Genomic DNA, 24,762 nt, shown 5'->3' on the forward strand with positions numbered 1-24,762 from the left:
CCTAAAACAAAATCGGAAAATATTTTTGTAAAATATCGCAATTAACAATTTTATTTATCATTAATTGACTGATATTTAATTTAAATATTTACAACAATCAAGAACATTGAAATAAATCAATATTTACTCAACCGCCAATTCGCTAGAAACAATATTAAGAGTCTCTCTTTCACCTGTCCATTGACTTAAATTCTTCTTATGTTTAGAAAAACTTAAGCGTTTTCTACCTGCTGCAAATTTGCCTTCAGTGATTTTGAGCAAAAAGTCTGCGTCAAACGACCCAAACGATGGGAATTTAGGGCAGCACAGACTCGTTCTGCCAAGTTGTGCGCTCTTGCCGCAACCATTCCAAGAACAATTGGACTTTCGCTTTGCGCAAATGGTCAAAGGGGCAAACCACCCACTGCGTGGTGAGCTTGAATTGTGGCGGGTTGCGTACAGGGCAAACCAGCGAACCCTCTTGTAATTCACGCCACATCATCAAGTTACTCTCCAATGCCACGCCCAAACCGTCTGCCGCTGCATCGATGGCCATGTGGCTGCGGTCAAAAAGCAGGCGGGTCCATTCGGCAGATGGCAAAACCCCCACAGACGCAAACCACTGTGGCCACTGCAGCTGAGCCTTCACCGAATAAATCAGTCGGTGCTGCTGCAACTCTGCCGCTTCCATGCTTTGAGGCAAGGCATAGGCGGGCGCGCACACCGGCAAGTAGATTTCCTCGGCTAACCCTTCCACAAAAACGCCCGGCCATTGCCCTTCCCCATGGCGAATCTCCACATCAACGGCTTCCCGGCTGAAGTCGGTCGGCTCGGTTGTGGCATTCAGGCGAACTTCGACATCCGGGTTGGCGTCCAGAAAACGATGCAAACGAGGCAGTAACCACTTGCTGCCCAGCGTGGGCGTGGTGCGCACGGTCAGTGCGGCGCGAGAGCGAAAGCCTCGAATCCGTTGGGTCGCCTCGGTGATGCGCTGCACATCCTCAGCAATCATCTCGAAATAGCGTTCACCTGCTTCTGTCAGGGCGACACCTCGTCCGGCTTTTTTGAGCAAGGTGGTACCCAGGTGCAGTTCAAGTGCATGAATTTGCTGACTGACGGCCGAGGGCGTGACGTACAGTTCTGCCGCCGCCTTCGTCAAACTACAGCAACGCGCCACCACGTCGAATACAGCAATTGCGCGAAGAGGCAGTGTCATGTCGTGGCCAATGGTTATAAGAGCGCGAAAGCATATCGCGTTATTGACGTGGTCAAAAGCACGCACCAAATTGACTGACTGGACAGCGCAATCCGACTGCGCTGCACATTCCACAGATCAACAAGAACAGGAGCCAATTTAGACTGCGATATGCTTTGCCCGGTCAACCAGCAAAGAACGACGATTTAACTCTATTTAAGTGACATGATTCCACCACTCGGCGCCCTGCAAGCCTTTGAAACCATTGCCCGCCGCAAAAGCTTTTCACTGGCAGCCGAAGAACTCCACCTGACCCCATCGGCTGTCAGTCACCAAGTGGCCAAGCTGGAAAGTTTGCTGAGCGTGCGCCTGTTTGAACGTTCCGCACGAGGTGTGGAGCTGACCCCGGCGGGCCATCAATACCTGCAACGCGTGGCCAGCGCTTTGGGCGCTATCAACACCGCCACCGAAGATTTGCGACACGGCGTGCAAGACACGCTGTATGTGCACAGCAGCCCCAGTTTTGCCAGTCTGTGGCTGATGCCACGCATCGCCCGATTCACAGAATTGCACCCCCACATTTCACTGATGCTGTCGGCCTCGCATGTGCATTCAGACTTTCAGCTGGGCCAGATGGACATCGACATTCGCTACGGCATGCCCAATTGGCCCAACCTCGAAGTCGAGCCGGTTTTTACCGAACACATCCTGCCGCTGGCCAGCCCCGAATTCATCCGCACCCACGCACTGCACGAGCCGCAAGACTTGCTGCGTGTGCCACTCATCCAATCCAGCGTGAGCGTGGTGCAGTGGCCCGAATGGTTTGCCCGGTTTGGCGGCGACCTGCGCCCAGAGCGCATGGGCCTGCGCTTTGACCGCGCCATGATGAGTCTTGACGCTGCTGTCCAAAAACTCGGCGTGGCCCTGGAAAGCACCAGCATCGGCCAGTCCTTGATCGCCAGCGGCAAACTGCAACCGGTCTTTGCAGAAGACTTGTGCTTGCAGGTGCGGGCGCACTTCATGGTCTACCCGGCCAGGCATGCTTCGCGGCCAGAGGTGAAGAGTTTTGTGGAATGGTTGCGCGATGAGACAGGGGAGTCAACACGCTGAGGCGGCTTGGAAACTGGCGACTTGTGATAATGCGCCAAAAACGCGCACCGCAAGAGCGGATTCTTCTAACAAAGCAAGTCTCGATCTGTGTTCGCTAAGCATCGATTTAAGCTGGGAGCAGACGGTCAGTGAAATCTTAATGGGTGACAGCAGCCGACCTATATAGGTCTATCCCTTGCCAAAAGTCAGGTCGCTAAGCGTTCTCAATCCGAAAAAACCATGCAAACGGGACTCCCACTCGCATACTGAAGATCAGTAGGGCTCAACTGTCCCGAATCTGAGTCCACCGCAAACACAACAATCGAATCGCTTTCTTCGTTCAAGGCATAAAGCCAACGCCCATCCTTCGACAGGACAAAGAATCGTGGGGTTTTCCCTGTTGAAGGCTGGCTTTGAATCAAGGTCAATCGGCCATTGCCCACATCGATTCTGAAAACACCAATCGTGTCTTCCCCTCTGTTGGAAACATACAAAGTTCGACCAACGCGATCAACTTCAATCTCAGCAGATCGACTATTGCCTACAAAGGTATCAGCCAAACCAGTGATGATTTGGAAGGGGCTCAGTTCACCACTGCTCACATCAAAACGGCAGGCCGTCACAGTAGAGTCCAGCTCATTGGCAATATAGGCCCATGGCTTGACAGGGTGAAACGCAATGTGCCTGGGACCGGAAGCCTCACGACCCATGGTCGCAGGAAACTGCCCTGGGCGCAGTTGTCCATCTTCAAACCGAAATACGAAGGTCTTGTCCAAACCTTTGTCAGGCACCACCACGTATTTCCCACTCGGATCAAATGGATTGAAGTGTGGCTTGGCAAAGGGTTGCTCTTTGCGGTGCGGACCGGGTTCGCCTTCGATCTTCACAAGTTGTGTCAGTGTGCCCAACGATCCATCAGCTTCGATGGGCAACACAGCCAAGCTGCTGGTGATGTGGTTGGACACCACCACAAAACGTTCCGTCGGGTCCAGCGCCAAGTGCACCGGATTCTTGCCTTGCGTGCTCTGACGGTTGAAAAAATTGATCCGCCCCGTGCTCCGATCGACCACGAACGAACTGATCTCCTCGCCATCACCATGCACGGCGTATAGCCGATCACCTGCCTTATTCAGCGCGAGAAACGACGGGTTGACCAGTTCCCCCTGTACCTGCACCAGTTCAAGCGCTCCACTTTTAGGATTACAGCGGTACACACTGATGCCATCACCCCGAGCATTGCGCTCACGGGTGGTTCTTGAACCAACATAGGCAAACACCATCACACCTCAGGCTGCAGGCGCGACAGACGCACCCTGGATGCCATGACGCTGCAGTGCATCTGTCACAAAACCGCTGGCCTTCATGTCTTCGACGAACTGCGCCAAATACGCTGCCGCTTCGAGACCGCGTGCCTTGGGTGTGCCCATGGCCTGCTGGATCACCATGAATCGACCAGGCAATATGCGGTGCCCCGCAAAGCGGGCCTGATCGGCTTCAAGTTGCTGCTTGACGCCTGCGGCCACTTCGAGTTTTTGCTCTACAAACACATCGACCACAGTTGGCGATGTGGGCGCACGCACGATTTCGGCCTGTTTCAGCTCACGGGTCAGGAACAGGTCATAGGCACTGCCTTTGCCCACCGTGACGCGGATGCCGGAGCAGTCCACATCTTCATTGGCTCGAATGCTGGATGTCTCAGGCACCATGTAAGCGCCTTCAATCAGCACATATGGCGCAGTGAACGCGATGCCCTCGCCACGCAACGGGTCGATGGCAAAGAAACCGATGTCGGCTTGCTCACCCCGGACGGCTTCGACCGATTTGCCTGCGGCATCAAACACCACCAGCTCGATGCCCACCCCCAACTGTTTCGCCAAAGCATTGGCCAGGTCAATCGACACGCCAAATGGCTCGCCCGTTTGCGGGTTTTTATTCGCCAGGATCGGGTTGCCCAGATTGATGGAGGCGCGCAGTTTGCCGGTGGGTGCAAAGGCTTGCAGGATGTCGGGAGTCGCAGTCATGGCTTGAGGAGTTTTCTGATTTTCTGGTGGTTCTTGAGGGTGCGCGAGAGGTGCTCTCGCATGGTGTCGGCAGCCTCTTCGTTGCGACCGGCTTCGAGCAGATCGAGCAAGTGCAGGTGCTGCTGGCAGTGTTCCTTGTAGCGCTGGCGGTCTTGCATGGAACGGTAAGACATCAAGCGACGCACCCGGTTCACACGTCGAATGGTGTCGATGAAAAACGGGTTGCCAGAGGCCTCGATCAGCGATTCATGAAAACGCACGCCACGTTCGTGCAACTGATCGGGCGTATCGGTTTCAATGCCGCCATCGAGCAAATGGTATTCCGCAGCACGGCATTTTTCGATGACTTTGGGGTCTAGTCGGTAGCCTGGCTCCATCAAGGCCGCCGGTTCAAGCGCCATGCGCAGGCGGTAAGACTGCAACAAACTGTCCGGCGTGGTCAACATGTCCGAAAACGTCCAGCCATACCCCGCCTTTTTTTGCGCCCATCCTTCTTGTGCAATCCGATGCAGCACGGATTGGAGCTGAGAAGTTGTCAGCTCATAGCGGGTCTTGAGAAGCACCTCGGAAACCGTTTCGGGCAATTCCCCTTTGAGCAGATCATCTGCCATGGCGAAATAAGCCCGTGTGATGGCATCCGACTCGGCCAGACCCAATTTTTTGCGCATAGCTGGGTTGGCGACATCAACGGACTTGACCAGAAAATAGCCCCTATTTTTTTCACGGCGCAAGACACCCTTGTCGTGCAAAAAGGCCAAGGCGTCGTTGATGGGGGTGCGCGATACCTGCAACTGGTCTGCCAGCCATTGCGCTGGCAAATGGTCACCGATGGCCAGACCTTCCTGACGGACCAGGTCGAGCAAGCGGGCAGAGGTGTTTTTGTCTGGACTCATAAGTCCAGCATTCTGCACGGCAAGCAAGGGCAAGTGCATGTTAGGCGTGTGCTAGTTCGACAGAATGCGCCCGAAGGGTTTGCTGCAAGATGAGCGGAATGACCCCGCCCGCGCGCAAGAGGTCCACTTCGAGCTGCGTCTCCACCGCCGCCATCACTTCAAAAGTGTCCATCTGCCCACCTTGACGCCGCAGCTGAACCCGCACCTTGCAGCGAGGCGACAGGCTCTGTGCATCGGCCTGCACATCCAACTGGTCGCCCGGCCGGATCTGCAGTGTTTGCGGGCTCACGCCTTCAGGCAAGCGCAGCGGCAAGATGCCCATACCAATTAGGTTGGACCGGTGGATACGTTCAAAGCTTACTGCCAGAACTGCACGAATTCCCAGCAGTCGCTGGCCTTTGGCCGCCCAGTCACGTGACGAGCCCATGCCATAACGTTCGCCAGCCACCAGCACCACCGATTGACCGGCCTCGCGGTAGCGCTCAGCCACGTCCCAGATGGGCTGCACATCGCCCGATGGCACATGCAAGGTATGGGCTACCGGCATGCCTGGTTTCAACAGGTTGACCAGCGTCTTATTGTGGAAAGCTGCACGGATCATGACCTCCCAGTTGCCACGGCGTGAGGCAAACACGTTCAGATCGCTCCGGTCATCACCGCGCTCCACCAAGAAATCTGCTACCAAGGAGTCGGTCGGGATCGCACTGGCTGGAGAAATGTGATCGGTGGTCACGTCATCACCCACCACCAGCAAGGGGTAGGCCGTGTAATGCCCCAGCTGACTGCCCGCGTCCACGGCGGCAAATGGTGGCCGACGCAAGATGGTGGACTTCTCGTCCCAAGGAAAGCGCGCCGATGTGGGTGCTTCCAGTGCTTGCCACAGTGGGTTGTCGGTCGCGATGGCGAAATCACGTTGGAAGTCGTCCGGTTGCAAACCGCGCGCCAAGTACTCTGCAATCTCTTCGTGTGTGGGCCAGAGGTCTTTCAAATATACGGGCTTGCCGCTCGCATCGGTCTGAACCGGTTCGGTCGCCAGGTTTTTAGCCGCATCACCTGCCAAGCCAAAGGCGATGACCAATGGCGGCGACATGATGAAACTCAACTCGATGTCCGGATGAACCCGACCCGGGAAATTGCGGTTGCCCGACAAAATGGCCACGGCCTTGCATTGGCTCGCATTTTGAGCGTGCACGATGGACGCCGTCAAAGGGCCAGAGTTGCCAATGCAGGTGGTGCAGCCAAAACCCACAATGCCAAAACCCACAGCCTCCAGATCACCCAGCAAACCGGCGCGTTGCAAATACGAGGCTGCAGCCGGTGATCCGGGGCCCAGCGAGGTCTTGACCCAGTGCGGCACCTTCAGACCCAGCACTCTCGCCTTGCGTGCCAACAGGCCTGCGGCGATCAATAAGGCAGGGTCGGATGTGTTGGTGCAACTGGTGATGGCCGCAATGGCCACCGGGTGAATGGGCATGTCTTGGCCCTGCGCTGCGGACTGAAAGCCCACCTTGGCCAGCGCCTCGGCTGTTTGCGAATAATCCAGCAAATCCTGCGGTCGCTGGGGTCCAGCCACATGCATCCCGATCTGCGCCAGATCGATCTCGATGCTTTGGGTGTAGCGCGGTTGTGCATCGGGGTTGAACCACAGGCCGGTGTGGCGCATGTACGTTTCGACACGCTCAATGTCCTGTGGCGTGCGACCCGTTGAGCGCAAATAGTCAAGCGTTGCCTGGTCCACCGGAAAGTAGCCGGTGGTCGCACCGTATTCGGGTGCCATGTTGGCCACCACAGCGCGTTCACCGGCACTCAAGCAGGAGACGCCGGGGCCAAAAAACTCGACGAACTCCCCAGTTACCCCCACTTGGCGCAGGCGCTGCGTCACGGTCAAGGCCAGATCGGTGGCCAGCACGCCGGGCGAAAGCCGACCCACCAAACGCACCCCCACCACATCCGGTAAGCGCAGCATGGTCGGCATGCCGAACATCACGGTCTGAGCTTCGAGTCCGCCAACCCCCCAGCCCAGCACGCCAATGCCGTTGACCATGGGCGTGTGGCTGTCGGTGCCGATCATCATGTCGGGCACCAGCCAGCTCTTGCCCTCGCGCTGCTCGGTGGTCACCACCTTGGCCAATTGCTCCAGGTTGATGGTGTGCATGATCCCTGTGCCCGGTGGGTTGATACGAACACCTTTGAGCACCTGGGAGGCCCAACGCAAGAATTGGTACCGCTCGGCGTTGCGACGAATTTCATGTTGCAGGTTTTCGGTGGAAGCGCCCACCTTGGCATAGGCCTCGACGGCCAATGAATGGTCGACCGACACATCCACTTGCAATCCGGGATTGAGTACGGTTGGGTCGACACCTGCTTCGGCCAGTGCATCGCGCATAGCGGCCACATCGACCAGTGCAGGCGTGCTGGTGGTGTCGTGCATCAACACACGACCTGGCTGAAAAGCAATTTCATCTTCGCTGCTGCCCGTTTGCAACCACGTCAAGATCGCTTTGACAGATTGCTCACGCTCTGCGCCTTGTGTGTTGCGAATCACGTTTTCCATCAGCAGGCGCAAAACCACGGGCAATCGGTCCAATTGCGCGCCACAAACCGCACGCAAATTCACCACGGCATGGGTTTGCCCTTGAAGATGAAGCAAATCAGGCGAAAAAGTACAGGTGTTTTCCATGATTTGCATTTTGCACTTTTCTGCGATAAAGTGCAATCATGAATTCGCAACAACCTTTGCTTTTGGAGACAACCATGCAAAAACCTCGCCGTCAAATCATCCTCACCGGCCTAATGGCCGCAGCCTTGGGTGCGGCTCCCGCCGTCATGGCCCAGGATTACCCCAGCAAGACAATTACCATCGTGGTGCCTTTTTCAGCCGGCGGTGGCGTGGACACTGTGGCCCGCTTGCTCGCGGAAAAGCTGCGCGTCACGCTCAAGCAAAACGTGATCGTGGACAACAAGGCCGGTGGCAGCGGCATGATTGGTGCGCTGGCTGTGGTCAAAGCCTCGCCAGACGGTCACACTTTGCTGTTGGGCTCTGCGGGCGAAACGGCCATCAACAGCTTTGTCTACAAAAGCAAGATGCAATACCAGCCGTCGAAAGACCTGGCACCTGTGACGTTGGTGACTCGCATCCCCAACGTGTTGGTGGCGGCACCCAACTTCCCAGTCAAAAACGTGGAAGAGCTGGTGACCTATGCAAAAAAGAACCCCGGCAAGGTCTCATATTCGTCAAGCGGTGTGGGCAATCCTCAGCACCTGAATGGTGAATTGCTGGAAGAGCTGGCTGGCATTCACATGGTGCATGTGCCTTACAAAGGTGCTTCGGGGCAACTGGTCGATGTGGTCTCGGGCAATGTGGAGTTGACCTTCGTGAGCTATGCAGCAGCAAGGGGGTTCATCAAGGACGGGAAGGTCAAGGCATTGGGCGTGACATCGGCCAAACGCGCTCCTTTTGACGCCAACATTCCGGCCATTGCCGAATACAAACCCCTGGCCAAGTACCAATTGGAAAACTGGTTTGGTCTGTTTGCTCCTGGCGCGACACCCGAGCCCATCCTGCAAAAGATCAATGCCGCAGTGGCACAAGCCCTCAAGGAACCAGACTTGGCCAAGCGGCTGCAAGACCAGGGCGGTGAACCCGCACCCATGAGCGTGCAGCAGTTCCGTGATTTCATCAAAACCGAATCGCTGCAATTCCAACGCATTGTCGAGACCGCCAAGATCACCGCCGAGTAAGGAAACCGCCATGACGCTGAATCGACGCCAAACACTCGTAGCCTGTTTAGCTGCCCTCACCGCTCTGAGCGGTCATGCCCAGAAAACCGGGGATGACTACCCCCAAAAACAAATCGCTCTGGTTGTTTCGTACAGTCCGGGCGGCAATGTAGATTTACGTGCCCGAACGCTCGGCACATCGGTTTCCAAAATGCTGGGCGTGCCTATTGTGGTCGAGAACAAACCCGGAGCCAACGGCAACATCGGTCATGAATACGTCGCTAAAGCCACGCCCGACGGTCACACCTTGGTCTTGGCCACCATGGGACCAATGGCGATCAGCTCCTATGTTTACCCCAAGCTAGGCTTTGATCCCGAAGAATCGTTTATACCCATCGTCATCATTGAAAAAGCACCGATGGTGTTGGTGACGCGCACTGACAAACCATTTCAGAACCTCAAGGACCTCGTGAGCTTTGGTCAAAAGAATCCGGACAAATTGTCATTTGGAAATGCCGGTGCAGGCAGTGCTCATCACCTGAGCGCGGAATTGTTCATGCAAAGTACGGGCATCAAAGGCCTGTCAGTCCCCTACAAAGGTGGCAGTCAAGCCGCCACGGCCTTGTTGGCAGGAGACATCGACCTGATGTTCGAGCAAACCTATGCGGCCTTGCCGTCGATTGCCACAGGTAAAGTGCGCGCCTTGGCAGTCACCTCTGAAAAACGGCTGCCGAGCCTGCCCAATGTGCCCACCATGGGCGAACTGGGCTATCCCAAAGTAGTGGTGCACAACTGGCTGGGCTTAGCAGCACCCAAAGGAACACCCGCAGCTGTGATCAACAAGCTCAATGATGCTTTTAACAAAGCCTTGGCTCAGCCAGAGATCAAGGACAAGATCGCCGGTCCCGGCAACATCGTAGGCAGTGGCAGCCCCGAGGAATTCAAAAGTTTCATCCTGGATGAACGCCGCAGGTGGGCGCCGATCGTAAAGTCTTTGAACATCAAGCCTGAGTAAATCTGGCATTGCCGAAAGACAGTGATGGAACTTCCTGCACATCAACTGACCATGAGCGTCTTGATGACACCAGACACCGCCAATTTTTCAGGAAATGTACACGGCGGGACCATCCTTAAGTTGTTGGATCAGGTGGCCTATGCGTGTGCCAGCAGGTATGCCGGGGCCTATGTTGTCACGCTCAGCGTGGACCAAGTGATGTTCAGGCAGCCAGTCCATGTGGGTGAGCTTGTGACATTTCTGGCCTCGGTGAACCACACGGGCACATCGTCGATGGAAATTGGCATCAAGGTCATAGCCGAAAACATCAGGACGCAGCAGAAGCGCCATGTCAACAGCTGTTTTTTCACAATGGTCGCTGTGGATGACGAGCGCAAGCCTCAGAGCGTTCCACAGATCCGTCCATTTTCACCGGAAGAAAAACGACGATTTTTAGCAGCCGAAACCCGCAAGACCATGCGACGTGAAATGGAAAAGCGGTTTTCAGAAATTTGATGGCCACTGACTGCTCCCGGCCAATTACAGACCTGCACGGCCAAGGGCTGCTTGGCCGCTATCGCTGCATTTAAGCCTCTCGGACGATGGGCATCAAGCACCGCTGCGCATCAAAATCAGCCAACAGCCCTCCTCGCCTACTTGAATCACTTTCATCTGATCCTGAATATTCATCGCTTGCCTTCATGTATGCAGGCCGCAAAAATCACGGCCAAACCATTCTATATACAGGAGACAGGCGCAGGTTCCGGCTGGAGCCTTCGCTCACCCCATGAGCGCCCACCCACAACAAGCCTTGGCCCACGCCATCCGTTTCCTCTCGATCGACGCCATCGTCAAAGCACAAGAGGGCCATCAAGGCGTGCCACTGGGCATGGCCGAAATTGCCACCGCGCTGTACACCCGCCACCTCAAGTTCAACCCACAAGACGCCAGTTGGTTTGACCGCGACCGCGTGGTGCTGTCCAACGGGCACGGCTCCATGCTCTTGTATGCGCTGCTGCACCTGACGGGCTACCCGGCGTTTCCGATCGAAGAAATTCAGCGCTTTCGTGAGCTGGGCTCGCACTGCGAGGGCCACCCCGAACGCAACCCAGCCATCGGCATCGAAGTGACCACCGGCCCACTGGGTCAGGGCATCGCCAACGCCTTGGGCATGGCCGTGGCCGAGGCGTATCTGAATGCCCGCTTTGGCAACGATCTGGTCAATCATTTCACCTACGCCTTTGTGGGTGATGGCTGCCTGCAAGAAGGCGTGGGCCAAGAGATGATTTCGCTGGCTGGTCACTTGCAATTGGGCAAGTTGGTGCTGCTTTGGGACGACAACCTGATCACCGACGACGGCAGTACCGCCTTGTCGATCAGCGAAGACGTGGCCCAGCGCTTTCGCGTGGCGGGCTGGCATGTGGTCGAAGTCGATGGGCATGACACCGAGGCCGTGTCTGCCGCACTGAATGCAGCACGCACCGACCCGCGCCCGTCCATGCTGGCATGCCGCACCGTGATCGCCAAAGGTATTGCACGCCTGCAAGGCCAGCGCGGCGGACACAGTGGCCGTTTGTTTGCCGAAGACGCCCAGGCTGCACGCGAGTTGTTGGGCTGGCCACATGGCCAGTTTGAAGTACCTGCCGATGTGCAGCAGGCCTGGCGTGCAGCGGGCCAACGCAGCCAAGGCGAACACGCTGCATGGCAAGCCCGTGTGGCCGCCCTGCCCGCCGCCGAGCGCGCCGAGTTTGAACGCGTGATGAAGGGTGAACTGCCTGCCAACTGGCAGCAGGTGTTGCTGGACTACAAACTGCAAGCGCTCAAAGCACCACCGGCACCCAGCGGCATTTTCATCTCCGCCGAAATCAATGACCTGCTGACCCCGCTGCTCCCCGAGCGCATGGTGGGTTGCGCCGACCTCGAAGCGCCCACCAGCCACAAGCGGGGCTTGACCGCTTTCAACGCGCAAAACCGCGCAGGTTCGTATGTGCACTGCGGCGTGCGAGAGCATGTGATGGGCTCCATGGCCAACGGCATGGCCGCGCATGGTGGCGTGCTGCCGCTGTCGGTGACCTATCTGGCGTTTGCCGATTACCAGCGCCCGGCCATGCGCATGGCGGCGCTCATGGGCCTGCCGGTCAAATTCGTCTTCAGCCACGACTCGATTGGCATCGGCAAAAACGGCCCCACGCACCAGCCGGTCGAAATTCTGGCCTCACTGCGGGCCATGCCCAATATGTGGGTGATGCGCCCGGCCGACGCGGTGGAAGCCGCTGAATGCTGGGAAGCCGCACTGGCCCGCACCAGCGGTCCGGTCAGCTTGGTGTTTGCACGCCAGTCGCTGCCACTTGTGCGACACATGCACACACCGGGCAACCTCGCCCGTCGCGGAGGCTATGTGCTGCACGAAGCCGCTTGTGGACCGCGACAAGTCAGTCTGTTGGCCACCGGCTCGGAAGTGTTGCTGGCTGTGCAAGCGCGTGAACAGCTCGAAGCCGCCGGCATCGCCACAGCGGTGGTGTCCCTGCCTTGCTGGGAATTGTTCAACGCACAAGATGCGGCATACCGGCATAGCGTCTTGGGGGACGGCGAAACGGGCGTGCGTGTGGGCATCGAAGCCGCCGTGCGTCAAGGCTGGGACGCTTATCTGGGCATCGACGGTGGGTTTGTGGGCATGACCGGCTTTGGTGCCAGTGGCCCGGCAGATGCGCTTTACAAGCGCTTCAACATCACGCCCGAGGCCGTGGTGGCCGAGGCCAAGCGCCTGCTTAAAATCTAAACCCTGCACAGCCCGAGACGCGCGGCAACGTGGTGCTCGCCCTATCCGTCCCTGCACGGGTCTGGGGATTCGGCCGCGACTTGTTTCACACCTAGCCCAGGACAAGTCCATGACCACCTTGCTGATCCACCGCGCCCGCTGCATCGCCACGCAAGACGATGCCAACACCGAACTCAAAGACGCTTCGCTGCTGATCCGCGATGGCCGCATCGAACGCACCATCCCCGCCAGCGAGAACACCGACGAACTGCTCACACAAGTCGACGAGGTGATCAACGCCCGCTGCCATGTGGTGGTGCCGGGCCTGGTCAACACGCACCACCACATGTACCAGTCGCTCACGCGGGCAATCCCGGCGGTGCAAAACGCCGAGCTGTTCAGTTGGCTCCAAGGCCTGTACCCGATTTGGGTGGGTCTGACACCCGAGATGGTGCGCGTATCGACCCAAGTGGCCATGGCCGAATTGCTGCTCAGTGGCTGCACCACCAGCTCTGACCACCTCTACATCTACCCCAACGGCGTGCGGCTGGACGACAGCATCGAAGCGGCGCACACCATGGGCATGCGCTTCACGGCCACGCGCGGCAGCATGAGCGTGGGCGAGTCGCAGGGCGGCCTGCCGCCCGACAGCGTGGTCGAGCAAGAACCCGCCATCCTCAAAGAAACCCAGCGCCTGATCGAGACTTGGCATGACGCCAGCTTTGGATCGATGACGCATGTGGCCGTGGCCCCCTGCTCGCCCTTCAGCGTGAGCCAAGACCTGATGCGCGAATCAGCCAAGCTGGCCCGAGCCCACGGCGTTCGTCTGCACACCCACCTGGCCGAGAACGACCACGACATCGCGTACACCAGAGAGAAATTCAACTGCACGCCCGCGCAATATGCAGAAGACTTGGGCTGGGTGGGTCATGACGTGTGGCACGCCCATGGCGTCAAGCTCGACGACGAAGGTACTTACCTCTTTGCCAAAACCCGCACCGGCATTGCCCACTGCCCGTGCAGCAACATGCGCTTGGCCAGCGGCATCTTGCCCTTGCGCAAAATGCTGGATGCAGGCGTGCCCATCGGTTTGGGCGTGGACGGCAGCGCCAGCAACGATGCAGCGAACCTGCTCAACGAAGCCCGTCAGGCCATGCTGCTGGCGCGTGTGGGTCGGGCTTTGGAACCCTTTGGTTGTGACCACGGCCCCGCCGAGATGACGCCCCGCGACGCCCTGCGCTTGGCCACACGCGGCGGCGCACAGGTGCTGGGCCGCGCGCACGAGCTGGGGCAAATCAAGGCGGGCTATTGCGCCGACATCGCCATGTTTCGCACCGACACGCTGAGCATGGCTGGCGCTGCGGTGCACGACCCGGTGGGCGCGCTCTTGCTGTGCGCCAGCGACAACGCCGACTACACCCTCGTCAACGGCCGCGTGGTGGTGCGGCAAGGCCAGATCACCACCGTGGACATGGGGCCACTGATCGAGCGGCACAACCAATTGGCTTTGCAGTTGGCGTTGGGCTCGACTTAACTCCCCACATCGACATCACAAGTGTTTTGACCCGTCACTTGGCCAGGCCTTGTCTACACTGCACCCATGATCCAAGGCCTCGTTCAACTCTTCATCTTCCAGGCACTCGGCGAACTGGTGTCCAAGTTCGCCTTGCCCTTCATTCCCGGTCCGGTGCTCGGCTTGGTGTTGTTGCTGGCATTTTTGGTTTTGCGCGGCCGGGTGCCCTCGTCGATGGACGCGGTGGGCAGCAGCATCTTGCAGCACTTGGGGTTGTTGTTCATTCCCGCATCGGTGGGTGTGGTGCTTTACTTGCCCGTTTTGCAGGCCAATGCGTGGGCCATCAGTGCAGCGCTGGTGCTGAGCGTGGTGGCGACGGTGGCGGTGACAGCCGGTTTGCTCAAAGTTTTGGCCAAGAAGGACTGACGCCATGAACAACCCTCTGCGCTCCGACCTGCCCGCCATCTCCGAGATTTGGGTCTATCTGTCTGGCAGCCCGCTGCTGGCCTTGGTGTTGACGCTCAGCGCGTATTTGCTGGGCCTGACTCTGTACGAGCGCAGCCAGCGCAACCCGCTGGCCAACCCGGTCTTGATTGCGGTGGTGGTGGTTTGCTTGAGTATCAGCGTGCTCGACATGCCTTATGCCAAGTATTTTGAGGGTGCGCAGTTTGTGCACTTCTTATTGGGCACCGCCACGGTGTCGCTGGCCATTCCGATCTACAAAGGGTTTGCTTCACTCAAGGGACGCATGAGTGTGTTGCTGCTGTCGTTGGTGGTGGGCGGCATCACCTCGGTGCTGACTGCCGTGGGCATGGCGCGTTGGCTGGGTGTCGACGAATCGCTGGTGCGCGGCCTGGTGGCCAAGTCGGTCACCGCGCCCATAGCGATGGGCATTGCCGAACGGGTGCAAGCCTCGCCGACCTTGACCGCCATCTTTGCTGTGAGCACCGGCATTTTGGGCGCAGTGCTGGGCCGCTATGTACTGGACGCCTTGCGCGTGACGGCCTGATGGCAACGCGGCTTTGCCTTGGGTGTGGCCGCACACGGCATCGGCACCTCACGCGCCTTCAGTGTGAACGCCGAAGCCGGGGCTTATGCCAGCTTGGGCATGGGTTTGCACGGCATTGTGGGCGCTGTGCTGATCCCACAAGCGGTGGGGTGGTGGTTCTGAACTTGCCGTTCAATCTACTTTGGCACCCGCCAAGAACCAGCGACCGATCAGAGCGCGCTCTTCGGCGGTGATGCCCGTGGTGTTGTTCATGGGCATTTGCTGGGTCACCACGACTTGCTGGTAGACGTTTTGCGCGTGTTGCGTGACCAGCGCAGGGCTGTCCAGGCGCACGTTTTTCATCTGCACCTGTTCGCCATGGCACAGGGCGCAGCGTTGGGCCAAAATGGTTTGCACCTGGGCAAAACTGACCGGCGCTGCGGGGGCGGCTGACACCACGGGGGCTGCGGGCCTGAGCGCGACGATCACGCCCAAAATGAGCACAACACCCACGGCGGCAAACGGCCACGGGTTGGCGGCACGGCCCAAGTGATAACCGTGGCGCTGCACAAAGAACTGGCGAATCAAAGCACCCGCAAACATCATCACAAACAGCAACACCCAGCGGTGCTCGTGCGTGTACAAAAAGCTGTAGTGGTTGCTCAGCATCGCAAAGATCACAGGCAGCGTGAAATAGGTGTTGTGCACGCTGCGCTGCTTGCCGCGCTTGCCGTGAATGGCCAAGGCATTGGCATCGTATTTTTCGCCACTGGTCATGGCGGCCACGACTTTGCGCTGGCCGGGAATGATCCAGAAGAAAACGTTGGCGCTCATGGATGTGGCGATCATCGCGCCCACCAGCAAGAAGGCCGCACGCCCGGCAAATAACTGGCACGACAGCCAAGCCGCAAACGAGATGACCACGATCATCAATCCGGCCACGATCAGCTCGCCATTTTTACGAAAGCCAAACAGTCGGCACACGGTGTCGTAGACAAACCAGAAGGCCACTAAAAAGCCCAACGCCGCAGACCCGGCCATGACGGGCGTCCAGTCCATCAGCGATTTGTCGATCAGGAAAGTGCCTGCGTTCCAGAGGTACAACACCGTGAACAGCGCAAAGCCACTCAGCCAGGTGGAATAACTTTCCCAATAAAACCAGTGGAGCTTGGTGTGGATGACCTTGGGGGCCACCATGTACTTTTGCGGGTTGTAAAAACCACCGCCGTGCACCGCCCACATCGCGCCCCCAACGCCTTTTTCAAGGAGGTCGGGCGAATTGGGTTTTTGCAGGTTGTTGTCCAGAAAGACAAAGTAAAACGAGGAGCCAATCCAGGCGATGGCGGTGATGACGTGCACCCAGCGCAGCAACAGATTGGCCCATTCCAGCAGATACGTTTCCATGAAGGATCTCCAACCAGCTCACCACCGCGGGCCCTGTGAGCGGTCATTCGGTCGCGAACATGAACAAACCGGGGTCTGTTCCTGCGCCGCTGCGACCAGTGCACCGAAGTGTATACAGTTTATCCGCGTGAATCCAGCCTTGTCCTCCGCTCGCGCCTAGGGAAAACCAGAATCACGCCTCAAAGCGTTTGCAAGAGTTGTGCCGCCACAGCCACGGCAATGACTTCAGGCTCTTTGCCCACGACGCCTGGCACGCCAATCGGGCAAGTGATGTGCGCGATCTCTTCGGCTGTAAAACCCCGATCCTCCAGGCGATGCCGGAAGGTGGCCCATTTGGTCTTGCTGCCGATCAAGCCCACAAAAGGCAAATCGGCCTGCTCGCGTTGGCGTTTGAGGCAAGCGATGACGATGTCCAGGTCTTCGGCGTGGCTGAAGCTCATGATCAGCACGCGGCTGCCGGGCAACAAGTCGGTCACAGCCGCCTGCACCGGGTTGGAATGTTCACAGTCCACAACATCGGGCACATCGGACGGAAAGATCTCGTCACGGCTGTCCACCCAGCGGATGGCAAAGGGCAAAGGCACCAGGGCATTGACCAGCGCTTTGCCCACATGACCACCACCAAACAGCGCCAAAGGTGTGCTCGGCGGCATGAGAATAACGCGCAGCCTGGGCAGGTCAGCTGCACTCACGGGCTCAAAACCCAGTGCCAGCGCACCGCCGCAGCATTGCCCCAAACTGGGGCCCAGCACCTGATGCAAAGTGGTTTGGGTGGATTGGCCTGCCAGCAACAGCCGGGCATGGGCCAGGGCCTGGAACTCCAGGTGGCCACCACCAATCGTGCCCTGCTCTCCTTGCGCAAACACCAGCATGCGGGTGCCCGCAGTTCTGGGAACGGAGCCTTGGGTCGACAGTACCGTAACCACCACCGCGTTTTCAGTGCTTAGCCGCTTGAGGGCTTTCTCAATCCAGTTCAATCTCGTTGTCCATTCAATTAGGAGGGCCTGAAAGTTGTTTGCCTATGGGGCAAGGTCGATGCCACAATCATGGCCACCACGGAGTATGCCAAGGACAAGGGCTTGCCATGAACCAACATCTGCGCCAGATTCAAAAAGCACTCACCAGAACACTGCTGGGCTTGGGTGCTGCCGCTTTGGGGTTTTTAAGTGGGTGCAGCACGCCGCCGCCACCCGAAGTCGTCAAACCGCCTGCGCCACTACCGGTAGCCAAGGTCCCTGAAGTCATCATCGTTCCAGCAGGTCCGACCTCGCTCGCTCGCACCAGCAGAGATTACCGCAAGGACGCAGCAGGCCATTTGTACGGCATGCAAGCACACCGCATTTACAAAGGCCGCATGCCTCCCATGCTGGAAGCAGTGGGCGTGCTGAATGTGGACATCGACAAAAAAGGCGCCGTCAAAGCCGTCCACTGGATGCGTGCCCCCAAGCATGTGCCCCAAGTCATGGCTGAAATCGAGCGCATGGTCAAAGCCGCAGCGCCTTACCCCGTGCCTCTGCACCTGAGCCAAGTCACTTACACAGACACTTGGCTGTGGCACAAGAGCGGAAAATTTCAACTGGACACCTTGACCGAAGGCCAAGACTGATCGGTCAGCTCAGTCGTGTGATGGCATCTCAGGCTGAACAGCCGTGAGAGCAGGCTGAGAAAGCGCTGCCTGCTGCGTCTGAGCCAATGGGCTGCTGGCTTCTGATCGCGTTGGAAAGCACATCTTCTGGCCATCCCATTTTTGACCGCACCAGCAAACGCCCTCGTCGTTGATGATGCAAGTGCCGGTGCCGCAGCACCTTGGATCGTCTGACATGTGCCCACTCCTGAAACGTGTTTGGTCTTGGGCCGCAGGATGCCTGAAAAACTTTCAGGCATCCTGCCAAGCAGATCAAAGGCCCGCAGTGGCCTTGGCTTTTTCACACGCCATCAAGATGCGCTCGGGCGTGGCAGGTGCGTCCATGTACACCACCGCTTTGTGGTTAGCGCTGGCGGCCACCGCATCGCGCAAGGCGAAGAAGGCCGACAGGCCCAACATCAAAGGCGGCTCACCCGTGGCCTTGCTGTTGAAAGGCGTGGGCTTCAGGTTGGCGTTGTCGAACAAGGACACCTTGAAGTGCTCAGGGATGTCGCCCGCCACCGGGATCTTGTACGTGCTGGGGCCGTGTGTGAGCAACTTGCCCTTTTTGTCCCAAATGCACTCTTCCATGGTGAGCCAGCCCATGCCTTGCACATAAGCGCCTTCGATCTGGCCTTTGTCCAATGCGGGGTTGATGCTGCGGCCCACGTCTTGCACGATGTCCACGGCTTTCAGCCACCACTCGCCTGTGCGGGTGTCGATTTCCACTTCGCTCACCGCCGCGCCGTAGCAGTAGTAATAGAAGGCACGACCGTTCAAGGTGGTGAAGTCGTATTTGATTTCGGGCGTCATGTAAAAGCCCGTCACGCTCAGGCCCACGCGGTCGAGCCAAGCTTGCTTGGTCACGTCGGCCCACTTGACGGATTTGCCGCCGCCGTGCAGCTCATTGTTGGCAAAGCTCACGTCTTCGGCTTGGCAGCCCAACATGCGCGCGGCCACAGGCTTGAGGCGTTCGCGCATTTGCGTTGTGGCGTTCATGATGGCCGCGCCATTGATGTCGGCACCGCTGGATGCGGAGGTGGCTGACGCGTTGGGTACTTTCTGCGAGTCGGTGGCGGTGATGCGCACATGGTCTACGCTGATGCCCAGACCATCGGCACACACCTGAGCCATCTTGGTGTTGAGGCCCTGGCCCATTTCGGTACCACCGTGGTTGCAACTGACCGAGCCGTCCATGTAGACCACCAGCAATGCGCCGCCCTGGTTCAGGTGCGTGGCGGTGAAGCTGATGCCGAACTTCAGGGGCACCAAGGCCAAGCCGCGCTTGCGGGTTTTGCTCTTGGCGTTGAAGGCCTGCACTTGAGCACGGCGCTCGGCGTAATTCGATTCACGCTCGACCTGCGCAATCACCTTGTCGCCCACCCAGTCTTCGATGAGCTGGTTGTATTGGGTGGTCATGGTGTCGGGGCTGCCGCTGATGGCCGGGTCTGTGTACAGGTTGAGCTTGCGCACTTCCAAAGGGTCTTTGCCCAAAGTCATGGCAATTTCGTCCATCACCGTCTCGATGCCAAACATGCCCTGTGGGCCACCGAAACCACGGAAGGCGGTGGCGCTTTGCGTGTTGGTTTTGCAGCGGTGGCTGATCAGCTTGAGCGCGGGGATGTGGTAACTGTTGTCGATGTGCAAACAAGCGCGGTCATTCACCGGGCCCGAATAGTCGGTGCTGTAGCCGCAGCGGGACATGAGCGTGATGTCAGCGCCCAGCACGCGGCCGTTGTCGTCAAAGCCCACTTCGTAGTCGATGCGGAAATCGTGGCGCTTGCCCGTGATGGTCATGTCGTCATCGCGGTTCACGCGCAGCTTGACGGGCTTGCCCAACTTGTGTGCGGCCAGTGCGGCGCTCTGGCTGAAAATGCTGGCGTTGCCCTCTTTGCCACCAAAGCCACCGCCCATGCGGCGGCAAATCACTTCCACGTCGTTGGTGTGCAGGTTCAGGGCGTGCGCGGCTTCGCGTTGGTTGCCATCGGGGTGCTGGGTCGACACATACAGCGTGAGCTGGCCGTCTTCTTTGGGCACCGCGTAAGTGATCTGGCCTTCGAGGTAAAACTGCTCTTGCTGACCGGTGCGGGTCGTGCCCTTGATCTTGTGCGGGGCATTGGCAATGGCCGTGGCCGCGTCGCCACGGGTGATGCCTTTGGGCGGCATGATGAAGCTGCCCGCGGCCATCGCCTCTTCTACCGTCAGGATCGGCGTGAGTTCTTTGACCAGCACCTTGGCTTTGTGCGCGGCTTCGCGGGCATAGAGCATGTTGCGCGCCACCACCACGGCCACGGCCTGGCCAATGAACTCGACCTTGCCTGCGGCGAGGAAGGGATCATCGTGCACGATGGGGCCGCAGTTGTTTTCACCGGGAATGTCTTTGGCGGTGTACACCGCGACCACGCCGTGTTCCTTGAGAATGGCTGCGCGGTCGATGCCGTCGCCGATCAACTCGCCATGCGCCACGGGCGACAGGATGAGGGCGGCATACAAGGTGCCTGCGTGCTCAGGGATGTCGTCGATGTAGGTGGCTGTGCCTGTCACGTGCAGGTGCGCAGACTCGTGAACGATGTCGGTGCCTTGCTGAACGCCCGATGCGGGCAACAGGTTTTTAAGTGCGGTAGGAGCGTTCATTCAAGCCACCTCTTTCTGTTCTTCAATGAATTCCAAAGCCAAATTACGCGCCACCAAAGCGCGGTAAGCCCACGTGGCACGCAAGCCGTCGCGTGCGGTAAAGCTGGCGGCAATCGCGGCGTCCAGATCAGCCGCCTTCACATCGGCGGGCGCTTGGCCTTCGAGCACGGCTTCGAGTTGGGGCGCACGGGCCGGGAAGGGGCTCAGGCCGTTGTAGGCCAGCTTGACGCCAGACAGCTTACCGCCTTGTAGCGTGTAGCTGATGGCCGCGCAAGTGGCCGAAATGTCTTGCTCAAAACGCTTGCTCACCTTGTGGGCGCGGAACACTTGCCCCGCCACAGGCTTGGCCAACTCCACTGCTTCGATGAACTCGCCCGCTTCGAGCACGCTTTTCTTCATGCCGGTGTAGAAGTTTTCCAGCAACACGTTGCGGGTTTTGTCGCCACGGCGCAGCACCAAATTGGCACCCAGCGCCAGCAAACAAGGCATGGAATCGCCAATCGGCGAGCCGTTGGCAATGTTGCCCGCCAAGGTGGCGGTCGATCGGATGGGGGGCGAACCAAAGCGGCGCAAAACTTCGGCAAAGTCGGGGTAGGCCTTGGCGATCAGCGTCTCGACCTGCGTCAGCGACACTGCGGCACCGATGCGCCAGACCTTGTCGGTCTCGGCCACTTGGCGCAGGGCTTTGACGTTGCCCAAATACATGATGTGGTCGGGGCGTGCGTACTGCTTGTTGACCTGCAAACCGATTTCGGTGCTGCCCGCCAAGAGTGTGGTGGTGGGGTGTTTGACCAGGTAGTCGGCCACTTCTTCGAGGGTGGCCGGCGACACAAACTCGTTTCCTTTTTTGGTGCGCACCACGGGCTGCACGATGATGTCACCGTCCAGGCTCAAGGTCGGCACGCTGGCGCGTTGGATCTCTTTGAGCAAGGGCACATCGGCGCTGTCGTCCAGCTTCAAGGCGTCTGGCTTGGCGCAGGCCTTGGTGGCCGACTCGATGATCGGCTTGTAGCCAGTGCAGCGGCACAGGTTGCCGCTGAGCGAATCGGTGATCTGCTGGCGATTGGGCATGGGCAAAACCTGCACCAGGTTCACCAAACTCATCACGATGCCGGGCGTGCAGAAACCGCACTGCGAGCCGTGGCACTTGACCATTTCTGCCTGCACCGGGTGCAGCGTGCCGTCGGGTTTTTTCAGGCTCTCGACGGTCTTGACCGATTTGCCGTCCAGCGAAGGCAGCAACTGGATACAGGCATTGGTGGCGACATAGTCCACGCCTGTGCCTGCCGCGTTGAGTTCGCCCACCATGACCACGCAAGCGCCGCAATCGCCTTCGGCGCAGCCCTCTTTGGTGCCGGTGCGGTGCATTTGCTCGCGCAAATAGTCCAGAACGGTGGTGGTGCGGCGCTCGCCTTGGGCTTCGACGATCTGGCCGTCGAGCACAAAGCGCACAGTGTTGGTGACTTGGGTCATGGTTCGGGGGTCTAAATAAACGGTAGAGGCCAGATTTTAAAGAACCGGGGCCAGTGTGGCGGGCTTTTTTCGATGAAGTTGACAGATTCATCGAATGAATCGGGGTCAGATCCCAATTGAATCGGGGTCAGATCCCTAATGAATCGGGCACAGATCCCAATTAACACCGTCCTCCCGAGCCGATAGGGGGTCCATGCCCTAAGCACCGTCACCCCCGACGTGATCGGGGGTCCATGCCTTTGACTGTGATGGATACCCGGTCAAGCCGGGCATGACGGATTAATCGGGGTCAGATTAATCGGGGTCAGATCCCAATTAATTCAGGAGCCTCGATAGGTCGAGTAGCTCCATGGGCTGGCCAGCAGCGGCACATGGTAGTGCTGGTCTTCGTGGGCCACGCCAAAATCCAGCGCCACACGGTTCAGGAAGTTGGGTTCGGGCAGTTCAACGCCTTTGGATTTGAAGTAGTCGCTCACATTGAAGACCAGGCGATAGGTGCCTTTGCGCAGGCTAGCGTGGTCGTACAGCATACCGTCAGGGTTGCGACCGTCGCTGTTCAGCGTGAAGCTTTTGACCAAGGTGGCCTGATCGCCTTGGGTGGTGAAAAGGGAAACCTGCATACCGGCGGCGGGGCAGCCGTGCATCGTGTCCAGAACGTGTGTGCTCAATCCCATGGCCTTACTCGCTTGTTTTGAATGGGGTCAAAAAGGTGGTTTTTGCAAGGCTTTAAAAGGCCCGCCAAACCGGTCGACTGAAGTGTATACAATTTTGCTTTTAATGGCTATCATTTCTGCCGCAGACATCAAAACACCTGGGTCATTTCCCGAAAAGGCACCACGAGACATGGAAACCTCCACCACGCACCACATTGTCGAATCGCTGACCCGCGCCATCGTGGAGCACCGCTTGCTGCCCGGCTCCAAGTTGGCAGAGCAAAAGCTGGCCGACCACTTTGGCGTCTCGCGAACTTTGGTCAGACAAGCGTTGTTTCAACTGTCGCAAAACAGGTTGATCAAGCTCGAACCGGCCCGTGGCGCATTTGTGGCGGCGCCTTCGGTCGAAGAGGCGCAGCAGGTGTTTGCCGTGCGCCGCATGCTCGAAGCCGAAATGACCCGCGCTTTTGTCCAGCAAGTCACGCCGGAACAAATCGTGGCCCTGAAGGAACACATCAAGCAAGAACGCGAAGCCGTGACACAAGGCGACATCACGGGCCGCACCGAGTTGTTGGGCGACTTTCATGTGCGCATGGCCGAGTTGATGCACAACGATGTGCTGGCCCAGGTGCTGGGCGAGCTGATCTCGCGCTGCGCCTTGATCACATTGATGTACCAGTCACGCAACGAGGCCGAACACTCCACCGACGAACATGCGGCCATCGTGGGCGCACTCGAAGCCCGTAACGCTGACCTGGCCGTGCGCTTGATGCACGAACACCTGCTGCATGTCGAGGAAAGCCTGACCTTCGACCGCAAAGTACCGACGCACGACATTTCTTTGGCCCTGGCCTGAAACCACAAAACGACCATGAGCACCTACGACTCGACCCTCCCCTACCCACGCGACCTCAAAGGCTATGGCCGCCATGTGCCGCACGCACAATGGCCGGGCGGCGCACGCGTGGCGGTGCAGTTTGTCTTGAACTACGAAGAAGGCGGTGAAAATTCGGTTCTGCATGGCGATGCGGGCTCTGAGCAGTTTTTGTCCGAGATGTTCAACCCTGCATCCTTCCCAGAGCGGCACATCAGCATGGAAGGCATTTACGAATACGGCTCGCGGGCGGGCGTGTGGCGCATCCTGCGCGAGTTCGAAAAACGTGGCCTGCCGCTCACGGTGTTTGGCGTGGCCACTGCATTGCAAAAGCACGACGACGTGACCGCCGCCTTCAAAGAGCTGGGCTACGACATCGCCTGCCACGGCCTCAAGTGGATCCACTACCAGCACATCGACGAAGCCACCGAACGCGCCCACATGGCCGAGGCCATGGCCATTTTGCAAAAACTCACAGGCGAGCGGCCACTGGGCTGGTACACCGGGCGCGACAGCCCCAACACACGCCGCTTGGTGGCCGATTTTGGTGGCTTTGAATACGACAGCGACTACTACGGCGACGACCTGCCCTTCTGGATGAAAGTGCGCAAAAGCGACGGCAGCGATGCGCCGCAGCTGATCGTGCCCTACACCCTGGACTGCAACGACATGCGCTTCGCGCTGCCACAGGGTTATTCGCATGCCGATCCCTTCTTTCAATACATGAAAGACACCTTTGACGCGCTTTACGCCGAGGGCGACCCGAACGGCGACAACGCGCCCAAGATGATGAGCATCGGCATGCACTGCCGCTTGCTGGGACGCCCCGGACGCATCACCGCACTGCAACGCTTTTTGGACCACATCCAGTCGCATGACAAAGTGTGGGTAGCGCGGCGCATCGACATCGCACGGCACTGGAACGCCACACACCCCTACAAGGATTGACC

Annotated in this window: 20 protein-coding genes and 1 pseudogene; 11 read left to right on the plus strand and 10 right to left on the minus strand. The window is 58.5% G+C overall.

The genetic code is table 11. The features are described 5' to 3' along the window. Nucleotides 1–295: 295 nt before the first annotated feature. Complete coding sequence (locus BN3544_RS05350; protein WP_026036574.1) at nucleotides 296–1,195, minus strand: LysR substrate-binding domain-containing protein; 900 nt, start codon at nucleotides 1,193–1,195, stop codon at nucleotides 296–298. Nucleotides 1,196–1,399: 204 nt separating this feature from the next. Between BN3544_RS05350 and BN3544_RS05355 the strand changes: the two genes are divergently transcribed. Beyond that, a complete protein-coding gene (locus BN3544_RS05355) occupies nucleotides 1,400–2,284 on the plus strand; it encodes a LysR substrate-binding domain-containing protein (RefSeq protein ID WP_019429562.1) in 885 nt (294 codons plus the stop codon). 203 nt (nucleotides 2,285–2,487) lie between these two features. Here the strand turns inward: BN3544_RS05355 and BN3544_RS05360 are convergent, their stop codons facing one another. The 4 genes from BN3544_RS05360 to acnA are packed head-to-tail and all read right to left on the minus strand — an operon-like array spanning nucleotide 2,488 to nucleotide 7,857. Then, nucleotides 2,488–3,543 carry a lactonase family protein gene (locus BN3544_RS05360; RefSeq protein ID WP_081499369.1) on the minus strand — a complete coding sequence of 352 codons (1,056 nt, stop codon included), beginning with the start codon at nucleotides 3,541–3,543 and terminating at the stop codon, nucleotides 2,488–2,490. 6 nt (nucleotides 3,544–3,549) lie between these two features. After that, nucleotides 3,550–4,284: an ABC transporter substrate-binding protein gene (locus tag BN3544_RS05365; RefSeq protein WP_019429560.1), complete on the minus strand. Its 735-nt coding sequence runs from the start codon at nucleotides 4,282–4,284 to the stop codon at nucleotides 3,550–3,552. Next, nucleotides 4,281–5,177, minus strand: coding sequence for a GntR family transcriptional regulator (locus tag BN3544_RS05370; protein ID WP_026036572.1), 897 nt, complete (start codon nucleotides 5,175–5,177; stop codon nucleotides 4,281–4,283). Before BN3544_RS05370 ends, BN3544_RS05365 begins: the two co-directional genes overlap by 4 nt. Before the next feature lie 40 nt (nucleotides 5,178–5,217). Further along, nucleotides 5,218–7,857, minus strand: coding sequence for an aconitate hydratase AcnA (acnA, locus tag BN3544_RS05375; RefSeq protein WP_036074929.1), 2,640 nt, complete (start codon nucleotides 7,855–7,857; stop codon nucleotides 5,218–5,220). Between the two features lie 74 nt (nucleotides 7,858–7,931). Between acnA and BN3544_RS05380 the strand changes: the two genes are divergently transcribed. From BN3544_RS05380 to BN3544_RS05410, 7 genes and pseudogenes are all read left to right on the plus strand, one after another. Beyond that, on the plus strand, nucleotides 7,932–8,918 hold the full coding sequence (locus BN3544_RS05380) for a Bug family tripartite tricarboxylate transporter substrate binding protein (protein WP_026036571.1): 987 nt from the start codon (nucleotides 7,932–7,934) through the stop codon (nucleotides 8,916–8,918). Continuing rightward, nucleotides 8,848–9,912 (plus strand): Bug family tripartite tricarboxylate transporter substrate binding protein, encoded by a 1,065-nt coding sequence (locus BN3544_RS05385; protein WP_231733902.1) that lies wholly within the window; start codon nucleotides 8,848–8,850, stop codon nucleotides 9,910–9,912. Before BN3544_RS05380 ends, BN3544_RS05385 begins: the two co-directional genes overlap by 71 nt. A gap of 24 nt (nucleotides 9,913–9,936) precedes the next feature. Beyond that, nucleotides 9,937–10,407, plus strand: a complete 471-nt coding sequence (locus tag BN3544_RS05390; protein ID WP_026036569.1) for an acyl-CoA thioesterase — start codon at nucleotides 9,937–9,939, stop codon at nucleotides 10,405–10,407. Between the two features lie 271 nt (nucleotides 10,408–10,678). Then, on the plus strand, nucleotides 10,679–12,670 hold the full coding sequence (gene tkt, locus BN3544_RS05395) for a transketolase (protein WP_019429554.1): 1,992 nt from the start codon (nucleotides 10,679–10,681) through the stop codon (nucleotides 12,668–12,670). Between the two features lie 109 nt (nucleotides 12,671–12,779). Continuing rightward, nucleotides 12,780–14,183, plus strand: a complete 1,404-nt coding sequence (locus BN3544_RS05400; RefSeq protein ID WP_019429553.1) for an 8-oxoguanine deaminase — start codon at nucleotides 12,780–12,782, stop codon at nucleotides 14,181–14,183. Between the two features lie 66 nt (nucleotides 14,184–14,249). Continuing rightward, nucleotides 14,250–14,588: a CidA/LrgA family protein gene (locus tag BN3544_RS05405; RefSeq protein ID WP_019429552.1), complete on the plus strand. Its 339-nt coding sequence runs from the start codon at nucleotides 14,250–14,252 to the stop codon at nucleotides 14,586–14,588. Nucleotides 14,589–14,592: 4 nt separating this feature from the next. Beyond that, nucleotides 14,593–15,333 (plus strand): annotated as a pseudogene (locus BN3544_RS05410) (LrgB family protein). A 9-nt stretch (nucleotides 15,334–15,342) separates the two neighbouring features. Here the strand turns inward: BN3544_RS05410 and BN3544_RS05415 are convergent. Beyond that, entirely contained in the window at nucleotides 15,343–16,554 is a 1,212-nt protein-coding gene (locus BN3544_RS05415) for a urate hydroxylase PuuD (protein ID WP_019429549.1), read from the minus strand. 179 nt (nucleotides 16,555–16,733) lie between these two features. Then, nucleotides 16,734–17,531 (minus strand): xanthine dehydrogenase accessory protein XdhC, encoded by a 798-nt coding sequence (gene xdhC / locus BN3544_RS05420; protein WP_026036568.1) that lies wholly within the window; start codon nucleotides 17,529–17,531, stop codon nucleotides 16,734–16,736. A gap of 107 nt (nucleotides 17,532–17,638) precedes the next feature. Here xdhC and BN3544_RS05425 point away from each other — a divergent pair, with 107 nt between their 5' ends. Continuing rightward, the gene (locus BN3544_RS05425) at nucleotides 17,639–18,160 is read left to right on the plus strand and encodes a hypothetical protein (RefSeq protein WP_019429547.1); all 522 of its coding nucleotides are present in this window, start codon (nucleotides 17,639–17,641) and stop codon (nucleotides 18,158–18,160) included. Between the two features lie 291 nt (nucleotides 18,161–18,451). Here the strand turns inward: BN3544_RS05425 and xdhB are convergent, their stop codons facing one another. The 3 genes from xdhB to uraH all read right to left on the minus strand — a co-directional run bounded on the left by xdhB (nucleotide 18,452) and on the right by uraH (nucleotide 22,959). After that, a complete protein-coding gene (xdhB, locus tag BN3544_RS05430; RefSeq protein WP_019429546.1) occupies nucleotides 18,452–20,812 on the minus strand; it encodes a xanthine dehydrogenase molybdopterin binding subunit in 2,361 nt (786 codons plus the stop codon). Beyond that, complete coding sequence (gene xdhA / locus BN3544_RS05435; RefSeq protein ID WP_019429545.1) at nucleotides 20,813–22,285, minus strand: xanthine dehydrogenase small subunit; 1,473 nt, start codon at nucleotides 22,283–22,285, stop codon at nucleotides 20,813–20,815. It abuts the gene before it with no gap. A 320-nt stretch (nucleotides 22,286–22,605) separates the two neighbouring features. Continuing rightward, nucleotides 22,606–22,959 (minus strand): hydroxyisourate hydrolase, encoded by a 354-nt coding sequence (gene uraH, locus BN3544_RS05440; RefSeq protein ID WP_019429544.1) that lies wholly within the window; start codon nucleotides 22,957–22,959, stop codon nucleotides 22,606–22,608. Between the two features lie 169 nt (nucleotides 22,960–23,128). On the opposite strand from uraH, the gene BN3544_RS05445 reads away from it, so the two are divergent. Further along, a complete protein-coding gene (locus BN3544_RS05445; protein WP_026036567.1) occupies nucleotides 23,129–23,794 on the plus strand; it encodes a GntR family transcriptional regulator in 666 nt (221 codons plus the stop codon). A 15-nt stretch (nucleotides 23,795–23,809) separates the two neighbouring features. Continuing rightward, on the plus strand, nucleotides 23,810–24,760 hold the full coding sequence (gene puuE, locus BN3544_RS05450) for an allantoinase PuuE (protein ID WP_019429542.1): 951 nt from the start codon (nucleotides 23,810–23,812) through the stop codon (nucleotides 24,758–24,760). Nucleotides 24,761–24,762 lie beyond the last annotated feature (2 nt).

Source organism: Limnohabitans sp. Rim47 (assembly GCF_001517545.1).
In the GTDB taxonomy this organism is placed as follows: Bacteria; Pseudomonadota; Gammaproteobacteria; order Burkholderiales; family Burkholderiaceae_C; genus Limnohabitans_A.

Bases quoted from the DNA above. Each gene is read 5' to 3' on its own strand.
- BN3544_RS05350 (WP_026036574.1), bottom strand. From the start codon at position 1,195: ATGACACTGCCTCTTCGCGCAATTGCTGTATTCGACGTGGTGGCGCGT.
- BN3544_RS05355 (WP_019429562.1), top strand. From the start codon at position 1,400: ATGATTCCACCACTCGGCGCCCTGCAAGCCTTTGAAACCATTGCCCGC.
- BN3544_RS05360 (WP_081499369.1), bottom strand. From the start codon at position 3,543: ATGGTGTTTGCCTATGTTGGTTCAAGAACCACCCGTGAGCGCAATGCT.
- BN3544_RS05365 (WP_019429560.1), bottom strand. From the start codon at position 4,284: ATGACTGCGACTCCCGACATCCTGCAAGCCTTTGCACCCACCGGCAAA.
- BN3544_RS05370 (WP_026036572.1), bottom strand. From the start codon at position 5,177: ATGAGTCCAGACAAAAACACCTCTGCCCGCTTGCTCGACCTGGTCCGT.
- acnA (WP_036074929.1), bottom strand. From the start codon at position 7,857: ATGGAAAACACCTGTACTTTTTCGCCTGATTTGCTTCATCTTCAAGGG.
- BN3544_RS05380 (WP_026036571.1), top strand. From the start codon at position 7,932: ATGCAAAAACCTCGCCGTCAAATCATCCTCACCGGCCTAATGGCCGCA.
- BN3544_RS05390 (WP_026036569.1), top strand. From the start codon at position 9,937: ATGGAACTTCCTGCACATCAACTGACCATGAGCGTCTTGATGACACCA.
- tkt (WP_019429554.1), top strand. From the start codon at position 10,679: ATGAGCGCCCACCCACAACAAGCCTTGGCCCACGCCATCCGTTTCCTC.
- BN3544_RS05400 (WP_019429553.1), top strand. From the start codon at position 12,780: ATGACCACCTTGCTGATCCACCGCGCCCGCTGCATCGCCACGCAAGAC.
- BN3544_RS05405 (WP_019429552.1), top strand. From the start codon at position 14,250: ATGATCCAAGGCCTCGTTCAACTCTTCATCTTCCAGGCACTCGGCGAA.
- BN3544_RS05415 (WP_019429549.1), bottom strand. From the start codon at position 16,554: ATGGAAACGTATCTGCTGGAATGGGCCAATCTGTTGCTGCGCTGGGTG.
- BN3544_RS05425 (WP_019429547.1), top strand. From the start codon at position 17,639: ATGAACCAACATCTGCGCCAGATTCAAAAAGCACTCACCAGAACACTG.
- xdhB (WP_019429546.1), bottom strand. From the start codon at position 20,812: ATGAACGCTCCTACCGCACTTAAAAACCTGTTGCCCGCATCGGGCGTT.
- xdhA (WP_019429545.1), bottom strand. From the start codon at position 22,285: ATGACCCAAGTCACCAACACTGTGCGCTTTGTGCTCGACGGCCAGATC.
- uraH (WP_019429544.1), bottom strand. From the start codon at position 22,959: ATGGGATTGAGCACACACGTTCTGGACACGATGCACGGCTGCCCCGCC.
- BN3544_RS05445 (WP_026036567.1), top strand. From the start codon at position 23,129: ATGGAAACCTCCACCACGCACCACATTGTCGAATCGCTGACCCGCGCC.
- puuE (WP_019429542.1), top strand. From the start codon at position 23,810: ATGAGCACCTACGACTCGACCCTCCCCTACCCACGCGACCTCAAAGGC.